This window comes from Martelella lutilitoris (genome assembly GCF_016598595.1).
GTDB lineage: Bacteria > Pseudomonadota > Alphaproteobacteria > Rhizobiales > Rhizobiaceae > Martelella > Martelella lutilitoris_A.
Genome location: NZ_CP066786.1, coordinates 2,166,596 through 2,186,907, shown reverse-complemented (window position 1 = coordinate 2,186,907; position 20,312 = coordinate 2,166,596). Strand labels below are relative to the sequence as shown.

Here is a 20,312-nt window from a genome sequence, read left to right as displayed (position 1 = left end):
TCCGGCGCGTCATGCGATAGAAGCCACGGCTTGAAAGAAGGGTTTTTCGCACGATGGCGGGCATTGAACATATCAAGGTGGATCAGGACGAGGCGGGCATGCGTCTCGATCGCTGGTTCAAGCTGCATTATCCGGGGCTCGGCTTCGGCGCGCTGCAGAAGCTGCTGCGCTCAGGCCAGATCCGCGTCGACGGCGGACGGGTGAAGAGCGACACGCGTGTCGAGCCGGGTCAGATGGTCCGCATCCCGCCAATGAATGTCGATCCGAAGACGTCCGGCCCCATACCGGGCAGGGACCTCAAGCACTCGCCCGACGGCGAGCTTCTGTCGCGCATGCTGTTGCATGAGGACGAGCGCGTTTTCGTGCTGAACAAGCCGGCCGGTCTGGCGGTGCAGGGCGGCTCGGGCGTGGTCCGTCATATCGACAAGATGCTGGAGGCCTGGACCAACAAGAAGGGCGAGAAGCCGCGCCTCGTCCATCGCCTTGACCGCGACACCTCCGGCGTTCTGGTCGTCGCCCGCTCGCGCCGCGCCGCGCAGTCGCTCACCGACGCCTTCCGACAGCGCACCACGAAGAAAACCTACTGGTCGCTGGTCAAGGGCGTGCCGCGCAAACGGGAAGACAAGGTCTCCACCTGGCTGGTGAAGGAGCAGACGCCGGACGGCGACAGGATGCGGATCGCCAGGCACGGCGAGCCCGATTCCGACCACGCTGTTTCCTATTACCGGGTCATCGATACGGCAGCCCACACGCTTTCCTGGCTGGAGATGGAGCCCTATACGGGGCGGACCCACCAGCTGCGCGTCCATGCGCTTCATATCGGCCACCCGATCATCGGCGATCCGAAATATTTCGACGACGATCCGAACTGGGAATTCCCGGGCGGTATCCAGAAGCGGTTGCATCTGCATGCCCGCCATATCGATGTGCCCCATCCCGACGGCGGCAGGCTGAAGGTCACGGCACCCATGCCTCCGCATATGGTGCAGAGCTGGAATCTGCTCGGCTTCGATGCCGATCGCGAAGATCTCGACAAGGATTGACATGAAGCTCGTATTGTTTGACTGCGACGGCACGCTGGTCGACAGCGCCGTGCGCATCCATGAGACCATGCGCCGCGCCTTTGTCGCCTTCGGTCATCCGGAACCGACCCTTGCCGAGACCAAGACGATCATCGGCCTGTCGCTCGACTACGCGATTGCCCGGCTGCTCGGCCGGCACCGGATCGACGACGAGGTTCTGGCGATCCGGGTGAAGTTCAAGTCGCTCTTTGCCGAGGTCCATTCCGATCCCAACATGATGGAACAGCTGTTTCCGGGCATTGCCGAACTGATTGGCGGCCTTGCCGCGCGCGGCGATGTGACCATCGGCGCCGTCACCGGCAATTCGCGCCGGGGCCTCAGCCATGTTCTGGATCTGCACGGACTGGCGCCGCGATTTACCGTTTCACGCACCGCGGATGACTGCCCCTCCAAGCCGCATCCTGCCATGGTGCTTGAATGCTGCGCGGAAGCGGGCTTCAATCCGGCCGATGCCGTGATCATCGGCGACGCGGTCTTCGACATGGAAATGGCGGCGAAGGCCGGGTCCCATGCGATCGGGGTGGCCTGGGGCTACGGCGAGATCGCCGATCTGCAGGATGCCGGAGCGGGCGCGATCGTCTGGCATCCGGAAGAGATCCTGAAACTTGTCTGAGCCGGGAGTGCTCCTCATGAAGCTGGTGCTTTTTGATTGTGACGGTACGCTGGTCGACAGCCTGGCGATCATTCAGGAGACCATGGCCCGCACCTTCCGCGCCTTCGGACACGAGGCGCCGGATGAGCAGGCAACACGCGGCACGGTGGGCCTGACGCTGGACGTGGCGATCGCCGGGCTACTGGGGCGTGAAGATGTCGATCATGAATGCCGGGACATGATGGGCTATTACCGCTCGCTTTTCGCCGAGGTGCGGCGTGATCCCGCCATGCAGGAAAAACTCTATGACGGCGTCGCCGCCATGCTGGCGCATCTCTTCCTGCAGGACGATATTCTCGTCGGCGCGGTCACCGGCAAGTCGCGGCGCGGGCTCGACCACATGCTGAAAACCCATGGCTACAGCGAAAAATTCATTACCACGCGCACGGCCGATGACTGTCCCTCCAAGCCGCATCCGGCCATGGTGCTGGAATGCTGCGATGAAACGGGCATGCGGCCGGAGCAGGCGGTGGTGATCGGCGACACGGTGTTCGATATCCAGATGGCCCGTTCCGCCGGCTCCGCGGCCGTCGGCGTTTCCTGGGGCTATGGCACGCCGGATGCGCTGAAGCTCGCCGGCGCGGCGGCGATCGCCGAGACGCCGGATGACATTCTGAAATTCGTTCTGAAGGGTGCATGATGACCAATGATCCCATCCGCCGGTCGCAGGAACTGATGCGCGCCGAATTGCCGAAGAAATTCTACGCCGAGGCAACCATCGCCGCGGAAGACGGGGGCTTTGCGGTGAAGCTCGACGGCCGGCCGGTCAAGACCCCGTCGCGAAAGCCGCTGATCCTGCCGACGGCGGCCGCTGCCGAGCATGTACGGGCCGAATGGCAGGCGCAGGAGAAGGTCATCGATCCGGCGAAAATGCCGATGACGCGGCTTGCCAACACCATCATCGACGGCGTGGCCGTGAATGCCAACGCGGTGTTCGAGGAAATCGTCAGCTATGCCGGCAACGACATGCTGTTCTATCGCGCGGAAAGTCCGGAGGAACTCGTTGCCCGGCAGGCCGAGCGCTGGGGGGCGGTGCTTGACTGGATGGCCGAGGAATATGGCGCGCGCTTCGTGCTGGTCGAAGGCGTTATGTTTGCCGAACAGCCTGCGGAAAGCCTTGAGGCCTTCCGTAGGGAACTGGAGCATCACCGGGCGCCCTTCGAGCTTGGCGCCTTGCATGTGATGACGACGCTGACCGGTTCGGCGCTGGTGACGCTGGCCCTGGCGCGCGGCCGCCTGACGCTTGACGAAGCCTGGGCGCTCGGCAATCTCGAGGAAGACTGGACGATCGAACTCTGGGGCCATGACGAGGAAGCCGCCCGCCGCCGCGCCAAGCGGTTCGAGGACATGAAAGCCGCGCATGATTTGTTCGTTGCGCTGGGGTAGGCGACGCGTCGGTCTGGCCCCGTAATCTCCCCCTCAAGGGGGAGATTGATTGCTGCGAAACACTCAAGAAACGCGGTCACCACATTTCATGGCGAATACCTGCCGAGCCCCTCACACCCGCTCGGCGTGCCAGCGCAGGTGATCGTCCATGAAGGTGGAGATGAAGTAGTAGGAGTGGTCATAGCGCTCGTGCATTCTCAGCGTCAGCGCGATGTCCGTATCCTCGACCGCCGCCTCGAACAGCCAGGGCTTCAGGCCCTCCTCGAGAAAGCCGTCTGCCGTGCCCTGGTCGATCAGAAATTCCGGGAAGCGGGCGCCGGCGGCAACCAGCGCGCAGGCATCATGCTTGCGCCATGCATCCGTGTCGGTTCCGAGATATTTCTCGAACGCGCCCTGCGCCCAGGGCGACGTTGATGGCGAGACGATCGGGGCGAAGGCCGAGCAGCTTCTGTAGCGATCGGGATATTTGAGTGCGAAGGTCATGGCGCCGTGGCCGCCCATGGAATGGCCGAAAATCCCCTGACGATCCATGTCGGCGCGGAAGCTGCCGGCGATCAGCGCGGGCAGTTCCTTGGTGATATAGGTTTCCATCCGGTAGTTCAGCGCATAGGGGCTTTCGGTGGCGTCGACATAGAAGCCCGCGCCCTGGCCGAGTTGCCAGTTGGTCAGCGAATCGGGAACGTCCTTGCCGCGCGGGCTCGTGTCCGGGCAGACGATGATCAGGCCCAGTTCGGCCGCCATGCGGCGATACTCGCCCTTTTCCATCACATTGGCATGGGTGCAGGTGAGCCCTGAGAGATACCAGAGCACAGGGCAGGGGCGTTCGGTCGCCTGCGGCGGCACGAAAACCGCGAATGTCATCTCGCAGTTACAGGCTTCCGAATCATGGGAAAAGACGGCCTGCATGCCGCCAAAGGCCGTGTTTTCGGACAGGATGTTCATGATCTTCCCTTCGTTTCGTCATCAGGCTTGGCTTGAATGGATTTCGCCTGCCGGCAGAGCCGTTCCATGGTCTGCAGGAAGGCCGAACGGTCCCTCGGCGAAAAGGCGGCGTTATAGCCCTTGCTCTCGCCGGTCTCACGCAGATGCTGGCCAAGGTCGCGCATGGCCCGCGCCATACCGATATTGGCCTGATCGAACAGCCGGCCGGTCGGCCCGGTCACCAGCGCGCCGCCTGCCACGCACTGCTCGGCAAGCGGCACATCGGCGGTGACGACGATGTCGCCGGCGCCGGCGCGTTCGGCGATCCAGTCATCGGCAGCGTCAAAGGCGCCGGAGACGATGACATTGCGGATCATCGGATCGCGCGAGGGCCTGAGACCGGAATTGGCCACGAAGGTGACCGGCAGGCCGTGGCGCTCGGCGACCTTGATCACCTCGGGCTTTACCGGGCAGGCATCGGCATCGACATAGATCATCCGGCGACTTCCGTTTGCACTCCGGCGGCATCACGCACCATGTCGATATGCGGGATGCCGTCCTCCAGATATTCTTTCGACACGGTCTCGAAACCGAAGCCCGCATAAAATCGCTCGAGATGCGCCTGGGCGGAAATCGCGATCGGGGCGCCGGGCGCAAGTCTTTCGCAGGCGGCGACCGCTTCGCCCATCAGCCGTTCGCCAAGCTTTTGTCCCCGATGGGAGGGCGCGACGACGATACGGCCGATACGCGCCTTCTTGTCCGCTCCGGGCGCGAAGATGCGACCGTAAGCGACCGGCTTTCCGTCCTCGAGAAGCCGCAGGTGAAGCGCATCCGCGTCCTTGCCGTCGAGCTCGGGATAGGGGCAGTTCTGCTCCACCACGAAGACATCGACTCGCAATCTGAGCACGTCATAAAGTTCGCCCGCAGTGAGCGCATCCATGCGGGCGATATCGACGGTAAGCGAACCCATCAGTAGACGACGACCGAGCGGATGCTTTCGCCCCTGTGCATCATGTCGAAGCCCTTGTTGATGTCCTCGAGCTTCAGGAGGTGCGTGATCATCGGGTCGATCTCGATCTTGCCGTCCATGTACCAGTCGACGATTTTCGGCACATCCGTGCGTCCGCGCGCGCCGCCGAAGGCCGTGCCCATCCAGGAGCGACCCGTCACAAGCTGGAACGGCCGGGTGGAGATTTCCTGGCCGGCGCCGGCAACGCCGATGACGACGGACTTGCCCCAGCCGCGATGCGAGCATTCGAGCGCCTGGCGCATGACGGTGGTGTTGCCGGTGCAATCGAACGTGTAGTCGGCGCCGCCGATCGTGTCATTGCCGCGCTTGGTCAGGTTGATCAGATAGGGGACGATGTCCTCGCCGATTTCCTTAGGATTGACGAAATGGGTCATGCCGAATCGCTCGCCCCATTCCTTCTTGTCATTGTTGAGGTCGACGCCGATGATCATGTCGGCGCCGGCAAGGCGCAGGCCCTGGATCACGTTGAGGCCGATGCCGCCGAGACCGAAGACGACGGCGGTCGCGCCGACTTCCACCTTGGCCGTGTTGATGACCGCGCCGACGCCGGTCGTGACGCCGCAGCCGATGTAGCAGACCTTGTCGAAAGGCGCTTCGGGGTTGATCTTTGCGACCGCGATTTCCGGAAGGACCGTGAAGTTCGCAAACGTCGAGCAGCCCATATAGTGATGGATCGGCTTGCCGTCGAGCGAGAAGCGCGAGGTGCCGTCCGGCATCAGCCCCTGGCCCTGTGTCGAGCGGATCGCGGTGCAGAGATTGGTCTTGCGCGACAGGCAGGACGGGCATTCGCGGCATTCCGGCGTATAGAGCGGGATGACATGGTCGCCTTTCTTCACCGAGGTGACGCCCGGCCCGACGTCGACCACGACGCCCGCGCCCTCATGGCCGAGGATCGCCGGGAAGATGCCTTCCGGATCGGCGCCGGAGAGCGTGAAGTCGTCCGTGTGGCAAAGGCCCGTCGCCTTCACCTCGATCAGGACTTCGCCTTCCTTCGGGCCTTCAAGTTGAACGGTCATGACTTCGAGCGGTTTTCCTGCTTCGACCGCTACGGCTGCGCGCACATCCATCGGTGTCTCTCCACTATCGCCTTTGTTGTCCGTCAATCTTTGGCATGGTCGCTCCTTGATCCGCAAGCTCAAGTCTGCGTGATCGCGCATTTCTCCCGTCTTCCCGCTCCCTGGCCGGGCGGACTGGCACTTTTGCCCGGTTTTGGCTATGAAGGGCGACCAGAACCGGAAAATCCGGCATGCCCAACGGGACGGAAAGGCCGACTATGATGGAAGAGGAACTTTACGGCGACGATACGCTGGGCGGGCGCCTGCTCGCGGCCCGCGAAAGCGCCGGACTAAGCCTGGCGGAACTTGCCGGGCACTTGGGGGTAACGCGCGAGACGGTGAGGAACTGGGAATGCGACCGCTCGGAGCCGTCGCTGGAAAGGCTTGTCCGGATCGCCGGCCATCTGAATGTCCGCCCGCTGTGGCTGATTTCCGGCGATGTCGAGAAATCCCTTCCGGGCCACCGGCAGAAAAGCCTCAACCTCAAGGACGTCGTCATCGAAGTCAATCATGTCGGCCATGCGGGGCGCTATCCCGATGCCATCAAGCGGCCGCGCCGGCCCGGGCCGTTCGGCTTTACCGTAACCGGCGGACGGACGCTGCACTAAGGTTTCAGCGCGCCTCTGCCGCTGTTTCGCCGAAGACCTCCTCAAAGGCCTGCCGCAGACAGATATCGACATCCTCCGTCGTCACCGGCAGGCCGAGGTCGACAAGGCTGGTGACCCCGTATCCCGAAATGCCGCAGGGAACAATGCCGGCGAAATGCTCGAGATCCGGCTCCACATTGATCGACAGGCCGTGAAAGCTGACCCAGCGGCGCAGCCTGATGCCGATGGCCGCGATCTTGTCTTCGGCCGGGGAGCCATCCGGCAGGGGCGGGCGCTCCGGCCGTTTCACCCAGACGCCGACCCGGTCCTCGCGCCGCTCGCCGCGCACATTCATCCTGTCGAGCGTCTTGATGATGGTCTCCTCGATCGCCGCGACGAAGGCGCGGACATCGCGCCGCCGCCGCTTCAGATCGAGCATCAGATAGGCGACCCGCTGTCCGGGGCCGTGATAGGTGTATTCGCCGCCGCGTCCGGTCTCGAAGACGGGAAAGCGGTCGGGCGTCAGGAGGTCCTGGCGAACCGCGCTTGTGCCGGCGGTGTAGAGCGGCGGGTGCTCGACCAGCCAGACAAGCTCGTCCGCCTCGCCGCGCGCGATCAGGTCGACCTCCCGTTCCATGGCGGCAAGTGCTTGCGGATAGGGGACAAGCCCCTCCGAAACCCGCCATCTTACCGGCGGCGCGCCGGGTTCGGCATGCATCAGAAAATCGATTTCGCGTCGTTCCATGGCTCTGTCCTTCGACTTTCTCCTTGCAGATTTCACGGCCGGCGGCAAGGCGAAAGGGCGGGAGCAAAAGGCCGGTCCGGAGGCGCTTGAAAGTTTGTCCCGCCGAAATGAAAAAAAACCGTCACAGACGCTTGTGCGCCGAGAAGGCTTTTGCTACATGCAGCGGCGCCGGCACAAACCGGCCCTACCACGATGCGGTCGTGGCGGAATTGGTAGACGCGCAGCGTTGAGGTCGCTGTGGGGCAACCCGTGGAAGTTCGAGTCTTCTCGACCGCACCATCAGCCAGCCAGTCAGGCTCGGTTTTGCTGCTTATCCTATCGATATCACCATGTCGGAGCGCGATTGCCAGAGGCGCTCTTTTGTTGTGCTGCCTCCTGTCCATGAGCATGCTGTTTTGGCGATGAGGAGGGGGATCTGACCGTTTGCAGGCATCTATGCCTACGAGCACCCGCTACCGAAGCGTCCTGCCGATCTCGACAGTCGGACCCGGCCGCGCCTGTTTCTCCTGGCAGGTGAAACCTTTCCGAGGCCCAGGCGAAGCGGTATCCAAGAAGACGCTGACATAACGCCTTGAACGACAATGTCTGGCCGGCGGCGACCGTGTGCATGCCGATTTCCGTTGCGGCGTTTCGCTCGGCTTTCGGCCTCCTCAGTCTTGAACTGCCGATCTGGCGGGCCGCACCGACTGACGTTCGACCAGGCTGACGGGGATGAAATGGTGGGAGGAGGGGGCGCGCGCCGGGCCGGTGATTGCCTTCAGCGTGGCGCTGGTCAGCGAGGAGAGCGACTGGCGGACGGTGGTCAGCCGGTGCGAGGACCAGTCGGAAATCGGAGCATCGTCGAATCCGATCACCGAGACATCGCCCGGAACGGACAGGCCAAGCTCATGGCGCGCCGTATTCATCACACCGAGCGCGATCTCGTCGGTCACGCCGAAAATCCCGTCAATGCCGGGCTTCGCGAGCAGGCTGCGCGCTGCTTCGATACCTGTCTCATAATTGTTGCGACCCTGGCTCCACTGGCTGACCGGCACCCGGTTTGCCTCCATCACGGCGATAAAGGCCTCTGCGCGCGCCAGCTTGGCGGAGGTGCGGGATTCCGACACGACAACGGCCACGTTGCGGCAGCCGGCCGCAATCAGCCGCTGTGCGGCAAGCGCGCCGCCGGCAGCCGAATCGGCCTCGATCTGGTCGACAAGACCAATATTCTCCGGCAGCGGCCGGTTGATGAGAACGAGACGCGTGCCATTGGCCGCGGCGAGCCGCATCAGCGTGTCCGGCACGGCCCCCGACAGCAAGACCACCGTTCGCACCCGGTATTCAAGCAGTTTTGCGAGTGCGTTTTCCACATCGTCCCGCGCGCCCGCCAGATTGAGCAGCATGCATTGCAGCCCGTATTCGTAAAGCGCCGCGGTCAGCGCATCGACCTGCGCCGAGATATAGGGGTTGGAGAGATTCGCCCCGACAAGGCCCACAAGATCGGAGCGTTCCTTGTGCAGCGTGCGGGCGAGGAGGTTGACCCGGTAGCCAAGCTCTTCTGCCGCCTTCATCACCCGGGCTCGGGTCTTCGGCGCAACGCTGGCCCCCTCGGTGAAGGTGCGCGAGACGGCCGAGCGGGAAACCCCGGCCAGACGGGCGACATCGGATGCGGAGACAAATTTCTCGACCATGGCGTAGCTATGTCCAGCGCGCGGCGACAAGCAGATTGCGCAGCCTGACCTCTTCGGCAAGGTCGAGCATCGGCGGCAGGGGGTAGCTCTCGTCCAGGCCGCGCAAGGCGCGCAGGTGAGCGAGTGCGGCATCGAAGCCGTCGAAACTCTCGCCCGCGAAGGCGGACAGCCAGAGCGCGATCAACGCGACCGAGCGCGAGCGCCCGCCGCGGCAATGGACCAGAACATGGCCCTTGCGATGTTTCGGGTAATGCGGCTTGGCCGGAACATAGCCGCGCATCAGGCCCTCGATGGTGTGGACGGCTGCGGCGAGAAGATGCGGGCTGTTGCCCGCGCCGTCGATCATGCCGAGCTGGTAGCGGCGGACATGCGTGCCATCGGCCAGCCTCAGCGGGCCCGGAAACATGTTGATCGAAACGTTGAGCGTTTCGGTAATCCCGGCTTCAAGCAGGCAGGCAGCGTCTTCGGCCGCGGCGAGATTGCCGAGATAGAGCGTTTTCTCGTGCGGGCCGAAACCTTCGATCACCGGATATAGAAGCGGGCGGACATCCTCGCGCGCTTCGGCTTCGGGAACATGGTCGGGGATGCCGAGGCGTTTTTCCGTCATGGTCTATATCTCCGTCTCGGTTTCCAGTCTTAGCCGCGCGCCGAGGGCACGGGCAAGTTCCGGGGCCATGGCCATGTCGACAAAGGCGGGCAGAACCTGCCGGGAACCGCAATGCTCGGCGAGCGCGAGGATATCACGCTTGCGCGGATGGACGTTCCAGGGAAGCCAGACCGCCTCTTCGCGCCCGATCAGGGCCGCTGCCGGCGTGCCGTTCGGGACATGGCTTGAAAAAACGAAGCGGAATCCGCCGCGTTTCAGGAGTTCGGCCGAAAGACCGGCCTCGGCGTTGGATTCCGTCGCCACAATCACCTGGTGGGGTTGCGCGGTTTCGCCATTCACGACCGGAAATCGCTCGCCCGTGGCCGCTTCGACTTCCTCGCCGACCACCGCGCTGACGTGCACGGAAAGACCGTGCGAGGCCATCGCCAGCACCATATCCGTGCCACGACCGGCAGCGGGACAGCACAGCACGGCGCCTCCTCCGGCATAGTCGGCCATTGCCGAAATCTGGTCGCCGAGATCCTGTTCGCGGTCACCGTAGGATGCATCGACCAGAAGCGTGGCTGCCTGAGGAGGATAGTCGAAAGGCATGCCTTGCGATTCGAGGCTGATATCCCCGGTGTAGATGAAACCGCCTTTTTCCGTCTCCAGGTGGAACCAGACGCCGCCAGGCGCATGGCCGCAGCGGCCGGTCGAAAGCTTCAGCCCGTCGACATCGAAAGCGCCCCGCTCGGGAATGGCGTGCGCCGTTTCCGGACAAAGGCTGCCGCGAAGGAAATCGAGGGTTCTTGCGGTCGCGAATACCGCTGGGTTTCCGATCTCGCCGAGACGCTCGAGAGAACCGGCGTGATCCTTGTGCGCATGGCTGAGGAAGACGGCATCCACGGCGCCGATCACATCGATGTCGGGATGTTCGCCGGCATCCAGGCCATCGCCGAAATCGAACAGGATACGTTTGCCGCCCGCCTCGACCAGAGCGATGGCGGCGCTCTTGCGGTTCAGGCCGCTGATCACGTTCAGTCGTGCCAAGGCAACACTCCTTGCGGAAGCCTTCTCGCGAAGGTGAGACTGACAAGCATCAGCGTGAGGATGACCAGCACCATCAGGCAGCCGACAGCGGCGGCCAGCGTCGAAGATCCGGCTTCCTCGAGGAATATGATCATCGGACCGATGGTCTGGGCGCGTGAGGAAACCAGCAGCACCGACGTCTGGATCTCGTTGATCGCCGTCATGAAGACAAGGATGGCGGAGGCCGCAGCGGCCGGGGCGAGAACCGGCAATATGATATCCTTGAGCCTGCGGAAAATCCCGGCGCCGACCACTTGCGCGGCCTCGTCCAGCGAGCGCTCGATCTGTTCGAAGCCGCCCAGGACCGGCTGCAATGCCAATGCCAGAAAGTTGGAGAGATAGGCCGCGAGGACGACCCAGACCGTGCCGTAGAGGCCGGTTCCGAGAACCGGCAGAGGCTTCAGGAAAAACAGGATCATGGCGACGCCGATGATGATGCCGGGAAGCGCATAGGCAAGCTGGGAGGAGAGGTAGAGCAGGCGCGGGGCGACGCCCCGACGCCAGCTCAGAAAATAGCCGAGCGCGAGCGAAACGGGAATGAGGATCGCGACAGCGAGCCCCGTCAGCCAAAGACTGGTGAAAAACGCCTCCCGAATGCCTTCGTGATGAAAGAGCGCATTGGAGAAATTCTCGAAGGTCAGCGTCTCCAGATTGAGCGGCTGTCCGTAGCCGCGCACCAGGGCCGAGCCGGCTAGCGCCGAAAGCGGCAGCGCCAGCGCGAATACGAGATAACCCCACGCCAGAGCCGTGACCGGAAGGCGGAAATGCCCGAGCGGGAACTTGAACGGCCTGGAAACGCCATCGACGCGCTGGTCGCCCATGCGGCTCAGGAAACCGGCGGTGCCCATGCCGAGAATGGTCAGCACGGCAAGCAGCAGGGCCAGAAGCGCCATGTCGTTGAGCGCCGACGGACCATAGGAATTCAGCTGCCGATAGATGAGCGTGATCAGGGTCGGAACGCGGGCTGGTATGCCGAGCATGGCCTGGATACCGAAATTGCCGATCGATGAGACGAAGGCAAGCGCTGCTCCGGCGAAGATGCCGCCGCGGATCAGTGGCAGGATGATGCCAAGCGTCGCTCTAAAGGGTGTGGCGCCGACCGCGCGGGCCGCTTCCACCAGATCGGCGGGAACGCGGCGCAGGTTGGCCCGAACGGCCAGAAAAACCAGCGGGGCATTGTAGAGACCGAGCAGGAGGACGATGCCGCCGGCAGAATAGAGCGGATGGCGCATGCCGGGCTGAAGCGAGAAACCCAACAGGTTCATCACCGGGCTTGCCGGCGAAAATGCCTGAACCCAGGCGAGCGCGATGACTTGCGGGGGGATCATCAGCGGCAGCACGAATCCGAACACCCAGGCAGTCCGCCCGCGCATGTCGCTGGCGCCGACGAGAAGTGCTGCGATCGTTCCGGCGACCGTGGCAAGCGCGGTGGCTGAAAGCGAAATCCAGATCGTGTTGAAGGTCGCTTCGAACACGCGGCGCCCGCCCAGAACATCGGCCAAGCGGTCGAGCTCGAACCCCGTGCCCGTGACGAATGCGGCGTAAACGAGCCGTCCGAGCGGCAGAATTGACAGGATGCCGACAAACAGCGCCAGCACCAGCATCAGCGTGCGCTCGTTGCGCAGCAGGCTGCCGAGGGTGGAGAGCGTCCATATCGGACGCTCTCCCGTCGTTGCGGTTGATACGGACATTGCGGTTACAGGCCGAAGATCTCGGCGAACTGCTCGCGCACCTGTTCGTTGCTTTCGACGGCTTCATCGACATCATAGCCGATCAGCTTCATTGAGGAGAGATCGGGATAGCCTTCCGGCGCGGCGACCCCCGGCAGAAGCGGGATATTGCCCTGGGCGGAGACCAGTTCCTGGCCTTCCTTCGAGAGCAGGAAATCGACGAATTTCTTCGCGGCTTCCGCGTGTTCGGTCGTGCTCATGATAGCGACCGGCTCGCCGATGAAGGACACGCCTTCCTTGGGCGCGATGTAGTCGACGGGCGAACCGTCAGCCTTGGCGCGCAGCGTGTTGGCATCGACGATGATGGCATATTTGGCCATGCCGGAGGCGACGGCCTTGGTTGCCGGACCGTTGCCGCCCTCGGGCACGATGTCGAGATCGTTCAGGCCTTCATAGAAGTCCCAGCCGATTTCCGGCGTGTTGATCAGCGCATGCAGGTGGTTGAGGGCGGCGCCCGAATAGAGCGGGCTCGGAACCGCGATCATGCCGCGATTGTCTTCGACCAGGAGGTCGTTCCAGCTTTCGACCGGCTCGGCGATCTCGGTGTTGTAGGCGATGCCTGTGGTGATCGCCTTGGTGCCGAAGAAGGTCATGTCCTTGTCGTAGGCAGCCTTGTCATAGCCTTCGACGGGCGCTTCGGGATAGGCCATCAGGTGACCGTCGGCCTTCAACGTTCCGAGGTTGATCGGATCGGCAACAAGCAGGACATCGGGCTGGATGTTGCCGGCTTCGATTTCCGCACGCATCACATTCATCAGCGCGGAGGTGCCGTTGCGGGTCCAGTTGACCTTGATATCCGGGTTGGCGGCCTCAAAAGCGTCGACCGTCTCCTGGGCCTGTTCCGGCGGCTGGCTGGTGTAAAGCGTGATGGTTTCCTCGGCGTGTGCCGCCGAGAAGGCAAGCGTGCTGATGGTTGCAAGGGCAAGCAGGGAGAGTTTCATCGGGGATTTCCTCGATTGTTGGGTGCTAGGCATGTTCGGTTTGCAGGTCCGGAAGGACCCAGCCGTCTGCAAGCGTGACGGCTACGCGCTGCCCGGCTTCGATGCGCGCCGGGGCAGGGACGTTCATGAAAAGGGTTTGGTCGTCCGGACCGATCGAAAGCTCGACCCGCAATATGTCGCCGCGATAGGTGACGCGGCGGATGGTGGCGCCGAGGCCGCCGGTCTCGGTCAGCTTCAGGTCGCCGGGGTGAAAGGCAATGCGCGCTTCCTCGCGGGGCAGGGCCGAAGGGCGGTTTCGCACCCGCACCTGCTCGCCGAAGAAGCGGGCGAAGCCATAGCCGCTGCGGTCGGGCCGGAAATCAGCAATCTCCGCAATCTGGCCCTCTCCGATAAAGGTCGCGACCATGTCATTCGCCGGTTGACTGTAGAGATCGGAAGGGCTGGCGAACTGGCTGATCCTGCCATTGTCCATCACGGCGACGCGGTCGGCAAGCGCAAGGGCCTCGGACTGGTCATGGGTGATGTAGAACATCGTCGCGCCCGAGGCCTTGTGGAAGCGGGCAAACTCTTCCTCCATCTCGCCGCGCAGATGGACATCCAGATTGGCAAGCGGTTCATCGAGCAGCACGAGCCCGGCATCCATGGCAAGGCAGCGGGCAAGCGCCACGCGCTGACGCTGCCCTCCCGAAAGCGCGGCCGGCCGGCGGTCTGCGAATTCCGTCAACCCGACCGTCTCGAGAACGCGTGCCGTGCGCGCCGCGCGTTCGCCGCGCCCCAGCCCCTTGATCCTGAGGCCATAGGCGACGTTGCCGGAGACCGTCATGTGCGGCCACAGCGCATAGTTCTGAAAGACGACGCCGATGCCGCGCTCCTCGGGCGGGACATGACGTCCCTCGCCGGAAAGCAGCGCATCGCCGACCCGGATTGTGCCGCGGTCGATCGGCTCGAAGCCGGCAAGCGCGCGCAGCAGCGTGGTCTTGCCGCAACCGGACGGGCCGAGCACCGCCACGAACTCGCCCGAGCGGATGGAAAGCGAGATCCCGCGCAATACGCTGGTCTTGCCGAAAGACTTGTCGACTGTCTCGATTTCGATGGCGCTCATGCGTGTTGACCCGACGTGTCGGTCGCAGGCCGGAAATCCGGCCAATGACCATGGGAGAGGCGTTTTGCACTGCTGTGCAATCTTCGCCGCCATCAATGCACCGGGCATGTGACAGTTCTGTTTCAGTGCGTTTTCGGTTTTATGAAGATTTGCTTTTCGGGCGCGCACCGCGAACCAAGACCGTGCCGGAAACGTTCGCATCGAGGCTTTGTGCTGACTGCCCGGTTCCGAGCCGGTGAACGAGACACAGTCACTTCGTTGCCGATGATCCGGTCTGAAATCTCCGACGCGGTCGGCCGCTTTGCGTTGCTGCGTTCGGAAAACCGGCGGGAGCCCCGGAAAGCAGAAATGAAGGAGAAAGATTTGTGTTCCTCAACCTGGCAAACACCCCCCGGTACGGTCCGCCGTCAGGTCAAATTCAGATACAGCCCGCTTGGCTCTATCGTCTCGATGCCGGCATACGGGCTTGCGTGCACCGTCAGCAGCCAGAGGCTTGTTGTTGCTGCAAGCACATAGAGGAATATCGCTATACTCCCCGCGCGCGTCCTGTCTGCGTGCGTCACGGCGATCGTAAGCGATGTCAAGATGGTCAGAGTCAGCAGCATATACCATTTATACTGATTGACGGTCGTGCTGGCGATGGCGAGGCGCACATCGCGCGTTTCCTGCAGGTCATTGAAAATGGCAACGGTCTGATTGATGATCGGCGCGGGCGCGTCGCCCTCGGCGATATCCATGATGATGATACGTATTTTCTGAAGAGCCTGCTCGACCGAAGCCGCCGGATGAAGGTTTCCGTTGGCGCCCCATTCGTCCGAGATCACCGTTTCACGATAGAACTCCATCGCTGCTTCAAGGTCAGGCCTGTTCAGGACCTCGGCGTCTGCGTTCCCGATCAGTCGATTGATCGCGGAACGTTCCGAGGTGAGCTCCTGGTCGGCCTTTGCATGCAGCGTCCAGATATCGGCAGCAACGAAGCCGAGAGACAGAGCCCAGGATGTCGCAATCGTTCCAATGAAGGCGCCCAGCGGAATGACGAGAGCATCGGTGCGCGCAAATCGGGCAAACAGGCGCAGAACCCAATAGGTCACGGCGAACAAGGCAAGACCGAAGACCAGAAACAGCAGGATTGAGGGGACCAGTGCCAGGTTCAGGAAATACGACATTGAAATCCATTTCAGGGAAAATTCGGAATACGCTTTCCTGAAAATAGAATTGCCCGGTTAAAGATCTGGTTACTGAAACGCTCGCCTGCCGGCAACAAACCGCACGCCCATCGCTGTTTCTGTGGAACCGCAGAGATGCAGCTGGCTTCTATGAAGGCAACTGCTTACAAAAGGCGATGATGGAAGTAAAATCGGTTTTCAGGTTGCCGGACCGGGGGAAACACATTGAAGAAATATATCCTTGCATGCGCTTTGTCTCTATGTGTTCCGCAAGTGCTCCATGCGGCCGACAGTGTCACTGCGCCCCCGGAAGCCCCTGCGGCGCGTGCGTCTGACTGGGCGCTTCAGATCACCCCCTATCTGTGGGCAACCGGCGTCAAGGGGAAGGTTTCTCCCTTCGGCGTCGGGCCGACCGTGAACGTCGACCGCTCTTTTTCCGAGGGTCGGGACGGGCTGAATATAGCCGGATTTGTCAATGTCTGGGGGCGCTACGACCGTTTCGTTCTCTCCGCGGACATGATGTATACGGATACGAGTGACGAAAACACGTACTGGTTTCCGGGCACATCGCAACTGCCGCCCTTTGAAGCGACCGGCAAACTCAATACCAGGCAGTTCATGGCCACCGTGCAGGGCGGATACCGCGTTGTCGATACGCCCGCTTTTACGTTCGATGCCTTGGCCGGCATACGTCTGTGGCATGTTTCGAGCGAAATCACGGCCAGTGGACTTGGCAGATCGATCAGTTATGACGAAAGCTTCGGTTGGGTCGATCCCGTTGTCGGCGCTCGTGCGTTTTTCAATGTGACGGACAGGTTGTCGGTTCAGGCTCAGGCCGATATCGGCGGCTTTGACGTCAACTCCGATTTGACCTGGTCCTTCCTTTCGACGGTGAACTATACCTTCACCGAGCACCTGTCATTTTCCGCAGGCTACAAGATCGTCGACACCGACTACGAAAAAGACGGTCATGTCTATGACACGAGACTGAGCGGGCCGGTTGTGGGGCTTACCTACCGCTTCTGAACGGGATCAGTAGGCAGCCGCGCTTTGAATGAAAAGGCCCGTCGAGTTTATCTCGCGGGCCTCTTTGCGTTGCGGTTGGTTCGGCCACCACAGGGAAATGCGGTGGCCGGCATGTCTCAGTTGACCGGTTCGAACTGGAAGGGTTCGGCGGGTTTGAATTCTGCCGAGACCTCGCCTGACTTGAGTTTGACCATGTCGACGCCCAGATCCAGCATCCGCACCCCGGCCTCAGCCGCGAAATCCAGATTGTTCAGGTCGACCCAGAACAGGTTCGGCGAAATGGCTGATTCAACATAAAAAAGCTTGTCCTTGTGGTCCGCGACCACTCTCCAGCGCGTGGTGGAAAGGTTCGGCGCGTCCGGCGTGTTGATGCCATAGGGAACAGACGCATTGCGGATCACGCTCATGGCGGCGGCTGCCGCGATACGCGGTTCATCCGACTGAACCACCATGTCGATATAGGTGTCGGCACGGGTAAAACGATCGGGAGAACGGGTCGTGCCGGGCAGCGACTCACGCGGATTGACGTCCTGCCAGTACCTTTTGATCGCCAGTTGCTGGTCGTATGGCGGATCGTTCGTCATGGTGCGGTATTGCGGGCCGTGATGGATGACCAGTTCGCCGTCCAGCCATTCCAGAATGGCGCTGTCACCGCTGGCGTCCGAGAGGGAAAGATGCACCTTCGCCAGGCGGCCGGGCTGATCGGGAACGTCGGCAGTCACCACGTCGAAAGGATTGGCTTCCATATCGGCGACCGCCTCGGCAACGCTGCCGTAATTGTCCAGGAAATACTGTGCCCAGATCGACAGCGATATCTCGGGCCTTGACCCGTCATTCTCGGGGTATTCGGACGCCACCAGCCAGAGCATGTTGGCCACCAGACCGGCTTCGTTCATGCCGTCCACGGTGGAGAAGTCATAGCCAGAGACAATCATGCTTCCGTATTTCGACGTCCAGGTCAGCGAATTCTCGCCCGCCTCGCCATTTCGCTCCATGCCGCGCGGAAACACCCACAGGTTGGAAAGCATCGGCAGGCTCCAGTCCATGGAACGCGCCGTCAGAATGCGGTCTTCCGGACCATGATAGACAACGCGCGTGCAGGCGTCAGCGATTGGGGCCGCAGCGACGGACAGAGTAACTGCCAGTGTCAGACTACGCCAAAGCGATCTGTTTGCTTTCAAAATCATCCCTCCGGTTTTGTACAGCGGTCACCCTTTGAATCTCAGGGAGGCAACCGGCCGAACCAGCTTGGATGCTCGCGAGCGGGTTGGTCAAGGTTAAGTGACGACAAACACATCGCAATTCACCTGAAACTGAAGTTTGCCTGTTCTGTCAGGCAGGCTGTCCCGGCGTGGAATGGGTCCTGCACTGTTGCGGCTGCGGCCGGTCAGAGATTGTAGTAGAACGGCGCCAGAAGGGCGAACGCGACGGCGATGATGACCACGAGCGGAAGGCCGCCGCGCACAAAATCCGCGAAGCTGTAATGCCCCGGGCCCATGACCATAAGGTTGGTCTGGTAGCTGATCGGCGTGGCGAACGAACAGTTTGCCGCATAGATCACCGCGGCGGCAAATGCCAGCGGCGGCGCGCCGATCTGGTGGGCCATGTTGAGGGCGATCGGCATGAACAGCGCGGCCGCCGCATTGTTCGACAGGATGTTGGTCATGATCGCGACCGTGACGAACAGGATTGTGATCGCGATCACCGCCGAGGAGCCGCCGGCCAGCGCGATGGCGCCCTGGGCTATCAGGGCCGCGCCTCCCGAGACCTCCAGAGCCGTCGCCATCGCGATAGAGGATCCGATCAGGAGGAAGATCTGTCGATCGAAGGCGCGGGCGGCCTGCTGCAGGGAGAGGCAGCCGGTTGCGATCATCGCCAGCGCGCCGAGCACGGCGTTGACCGCGATCGGCGAAACGCCGACGGCGGAAAGCCCGACGACGGCGGCAAAGATGATGAAGGATATCAGGGCGCGGCTGCGGGGCGGAACGGACTGCGCCGAATGCTCGAGCAGAAGGATATCGTGGTTGCCGCGCATCGACATGATGTCGTCCTCCGCGCCGGCCAGCAGAAGCGTATCGCCGGCCTCGAGCCGGAGGAAGCCAAAGGCGCCGCGTCCCATGCGGCTCTTGCGCCTGATGCCGACGATCGTGACGTGAAAACGCGGCTGAATGCCGCAAAACCGGACCGTCCGTCCCTCGAAGCGCGAACCGGGCGCGATGACTGCTTCGGCCAGATGATAATTCGGACCCTGCCGGCGGGAAGCGTGCATATGCGCTTCCTCTTCCGTTTCGCCGAAGGTGACCGCTTCGCCGCCGGCAATCAGATCCATGAAGGCCTTGCGATTGGCCGATATCTGCAGAAGATCGCCGGGCTGAAGCCTCAGTTCTTCGCTGAAGGGCGGGAAAAGCACCTTGTCCTCGCCGTCCGAAGCGCGAACGATCGAGTGCAGGGAAAATGGTCTGAGCTGCGGGAAAAAGCCCGAAATCGGCAAAAGCCCGGCAAACCGGCTTCCTGCCGTAATGGCGATTTCACCGATGAACTGGGCTCCGTCGCCGTCATTGCTCGTGCGCAGTTCGGTCTGTCTCGCGCTCAAGAGCCGCGGCAGGAAGAAGAGCACGTAGACATATCCGATCACCGCCAGGATGACGCCCATGCCGGTGATATCAAAAAAGCCGATTTCAAGTCCGCTCTCGGCCGCTATGCCGGCGGCGATCATGTTGGTCGATGAGCCGATGACGGTTGTCATGCCGCCAAGGATCGTGATGAACGAGAGCGGCATGAATATCTGGTAGGCGGGCAGGCGGAATGTCGCGGCAAGCGAGGTGAGCACGGGAATGAAGATGACCACCACCGGCGTGTTGTTCAGGAAGGCCGAGATCGATCCCGCCACGACGAGAATCAGCGCCACGCCCATGCGCGGTCGACTGCCGCAAAGTCTGCCGACGTGGCTCGTGATTCCCTCCATCGCGTCTGTGGCAAACAGTCCCTTGCCCACAATCAGAAGCGCCAGGACCGTGACGAGCGCGGGCGATGAGAAGCCGGACAGAAGCTCCGTCAGGCTCAGCGTCGCGCCGTTCGGGCCTTCGTAAGGGACGATGCCGTAGATGAGAAGCAGCGCCGCAAGCACGCTCAGCGATATCGCTTCGATGGAAAACCTGTCGAGAGCGAACATGACGATCGCCCCGAGCACGACGATGAACGTCGAAATCAGATAGAAATGATCCACTGTATTGCAGCCTGAAATTGAATACTGAAATAAATTATCGCTGTACGTCGCACAGGATTATCAAAATTCCTCCACAAAAGCCATGGCCGGTAGCGTTGCGCGACAGGCGGAAGGAAGTTTGTGGGCAAACCCGCCGCCTTCGGCCTCGCGTCCCTGACAGCCGGACACCTGTCGGCTTGCGTTTGCCCGGCTTATGTGAAAATATCCGCGCAGAACGGCAAATTCTTTTGAAGGCAATTTTTACTCTGCGGATTTTCAAAGCGGTCTGGCTTGCTGTCCGCGTCACGCCGCTCTATTTTGTATGAAGTTTCGATCCGG

At 62.2% G+C, this 20,312-nt stretch carries 20 protein-coding genes and 1 tRNA gene; 7 read left to right on the top strand and 14 right to left on the bottom strand.

Features of this window, described 5'->3' with window-relative positions:
- Nucleotides 1-53 precede the first annotated feature (53 nt).
- The 4 genes from JET14_RS10275 to JET14_RS10260 are packed head-to-tail and all read left to right on the top strand — an operon-like array spanning nt 54 to nt 3,120.
- Nucleotides 54-1,043, top strand: coding sequence for an RluA family pseudouridine synthase (locus JET14_RS10275; RefSeq protein ID WP_200337930.1), 990 nt, complete (start codon nt 54-56; stop codon nt 1,041-1,043).
- A 1-nt stretch (nt 1,044) separates the two neighbouring features.
- Nucleotides 1,045-1,695, top strand: a complete 651-nt coding sequence (locus tag JET14_RS10270; RefSeq protein ID WP_200337929.1) for an HAD-IA family hydrolase — start codon at nt 1,045-1,047, stop codon at nt 1,693-1,695.
- Nucleotides 1,696-1,711: 16 nt separating this feature from the next.
- Nucleotides 1,712-2,374: an HAD-IA family hydrolase gene (locus tag JET14_RS10265; RefSeq protein WP_200337928.1), complete on the top strand. Its 663-nt coding sequence runs from the start codon at nt 1,712-1,714 to the stop codon at nt 2,372-2,374.
- Nucleotides 2,374-3,120 carry an ATP12 family chaperone protein gene (locus tag JET14_RS10260; RefSeq protein WP_246750592.1) on the top strand — a complete coding sequence of 249 codons (747 nt, stop codon included), beginning with the start codon at nt 2,374-2,376 and terminating at the stop codon, nt 3,118-3,120. Before JET14_RS10265 ends, JET14_RS10260 begins: the two co-directional genes overlap by 1 nt.
- 111 nt (nt 3,121-3,231) lie before the next feature.
- Here the strand turns inward: JET14_RS10260 and fghA are convergent, their stop codons facing one another.
- From fghA to JET14_RS10240, 4 genes are read right to left on the bottom strand one after another with little or no spacing between them, the layout of a single operon-like run.
- Nucleotides 3,232-4,062, bottom strand: a complete 831-nt coding sequence (fghA, locus tag JET14_RS10255) for an S-formylglutathione hydrolase (protein WP_200337926.1) — start codon at nt 4,060-4,062, stop codon at nt 3,232-3,234.
- A complete protein-coding gene (locus tag JET14_RS10250) occupies nt 4,059-4,538 on the bottom strand; it encodes a YaiI/YqxD family protein (RefSeq protein ID WP_200337925.1) in 480 nt (159 codons plus the stop codon). Before JET14_RS10250 ends, fghA begins: the two co-directional genes overlap by 4 nt.
- Nucleotides 4,535-5,011: a GNAT family N-acetyltransferase gene (locus JET14_RS10245; protein ID WP_200337924.1), complete on the bottom strand. Its 477-nt coding sequence runs from the start codon at nt 5,009-5,011 to the stop codon at nt 4,535-4,537. Before JET14_RS10245 ends, JET14_RS10250 begins: the two co-directional genes overlap by 4 nt.
- A complete protein-coding gene (locus tag JET14_RS10240) occupies nt 5,011-6,138 on the bottom strand; it encodes an S-(hydroxymethyl)glutathione dehydrogenase/class III alcohol dehydrogenase (protein ID WP_200337923.1) in 1,128 nt (375 codons plus the stop codon). The genes JET14_RS10245 and JET14_RS10240 overlap by 1 nt, the downstream gene beginning before the upstream one ends.
- A 206-nt stretch (nt 6,139-6,344) precedes the next feature.
- Here JET14_RS10240 and JET14_RS10235 point away from each other — a divergent pair, with 206 nt between their 5' ends.
- On the top strand, nt 6,345-6,734 hold the full coding sequence (locus JET14_RS10235) for a helix-turn-helix domain-containing protein (RefSeq protein WP_200337922.1): 390 nt from the start codon (nt 6,345-6,347) through the stop codon (nt 6,732-6,734).
- A 4-nt stretch (nt 6,735-6,738) separates the two neighbouring features.
- Here JET14_RS10235 and lipB read toward each other — a convergent pair whose 3' ends face one another.
- On the bottom strand, nt 6,739-7,458 hold the full coding sequence (gene lipB / locus JET14_RS10230; protein ID WP_200337921.1) for a lipoyl(octanoyl) transferase LipB: 720 nt from the start codon (nt 7,456-7,458) through the stop codon (nt 6,739-6,741).
- A gap of 194 nt (nt 7,459-7,652) precedes the next feature.
- On the opposite strand from lipB, the gene JET14_RS10225 reads away from it, so the two are divergent.
- A tRNA-Leu gene (locus JET14_RS10225) sits at nt 7,653-7,737 on the top strand.
- A gap of 371 nt (nt 7,738-8,108) precedes the next feature.
- Here the strand turns inward: JET14_RS10225 and JET14_RS10220 are convergent.
- The 7 genes from JET14_RS10220 to JET14_RS10190 form a co-directional block, all read right to left on the bottom strand.
- Nucleotides 8,109-9,128: a LacI family DNA-binding transcriptional regulator gene (locus JET14_RS10220; protein ID WP_200337920.1), complete on the bottom strand. Its 1,020-nt coding sequence runs from the start codon at nt 9,126-9,128 to the stop codon at nt 8,109-8,111.
- Between the two features lie 7 nt (nt 9,129-9,135).
- On the bottom strand, nt 9,136-9,735 hold the full coding sequence (locus JET14_RS10215) for a dual specificity protein phosphatase family protein (RefSeq protein WP_200337919.1): 600 nt from the start codon (nt 9,733-9,735) through the stop codon (nt 9,136-9,138).
- A gap of 3 nt (nt 9,736-9,738) precedes the next feature.
- On the bottom strand, nt 9,739-10,764 hold the full coding sequence (locus tag JET14_RS10210; RefSeq protein WP_200337918.1) for an MBL fold metallo-hydrolase: 1,026 nt from the start codon (nt 10,762-10,764) through the stop codon (nt 9,739-9,741).
- Entirely contained in the window at nt 10,752-12,494 is a 1,743-nt protein-coding gene (locus JET14_RS10205; protein WP_246750591.1) for an ABC transporter permease, read from the bottom strand. The genes JET14_RS10210 and JET14_RS10205 overlap by 13 nt, the downstream gene beginning before the upstream one ends.
- 5 nt (nt 12,495-12,499) lie before the next feature.
- Nucleotides 12,500-13,474 (bottom strand): ABC transporter substrate-binding protein, encoded by a 975-nt coding sequence (locus JET14_RS10200; RefSeq protein ID WP_246750590.1) that lies wholly within the window; start codon nt 13,472-13,474, stop codon nt 12,500-12,502.
- 25 nt (nt 13,475-13,499) lie between these two features.
- Nucleotides 13,500-14,576 carry an ABC transporter ATP-binding protein gene (locus JET14_RS10195; RefSeq protein ID WP_200337917.1) on the bottom strand — a complete coding sequence of 359 codons (1,077 nt, stop codon included), beginning with the start codon at nt 14,574-14,576 and terminating at the stop codon, nt 13,500-13,502.
- A gap of 407 nt (nt 14,577-14,983) precedes the next feature.
- The gene (locus tag JET14_RS10190; protein ID WP_200337916.1) at nt 14,984-15,742 is read right to left on the bottom strand and encodes a hypothetical protein; all 759 of its coding nucleotides are present in this window, start codon (nt 15,740-15,742) and stop codon (nt 14,984-14,986) included.
- A 225-nt stretch (nt 15,743-15,967) separates the two neighbouring features.
- On the opposite strand from JET14_RS10190, the gene JET14_RS10185 reads away from it, so the two are divergent.
- Entirely contained in the window at nt 15,968-16,768 is an 801-nt protein-coding gene (locus tag JET14_RS10185) for a hypothetical protein (protein WP_200337915.1), read from the top strand.
- Nucleotides 16,769-16,884: 116 nt separating this feature from the next.
- Here JET14_RS10185 and JET14_RS10180 read toward each other — a convergent pair whose 3' ends face one another.
- Both JET14_RS10180 and JET14_RS10175 read right to left on the bottom strand, forming a co-directional pair.
- Nucleotides 16,885-17,955, bottom strand: coding sequence for a linear amide C-N hydrolase (locus tag JET14_RS10180; protein ID WP_200337914.1), 1,071 nt, complete (start codon nt 17,953-17,955; stop codon nt 16,885-16,887).
- A gap of 200 nt (nt 17,956-18,155) precedes the next feature.
- Entirely contained in the window at nt 18,156-19,994 is a 1,839-nt protein-coding gene (locus JET14_RS10175; protein WP_200337913.1) for an SLC13 family permease, read from the bottom strand.
- Nucleotides 19,995-20,312: the final 318 nt, after the last annotated feature.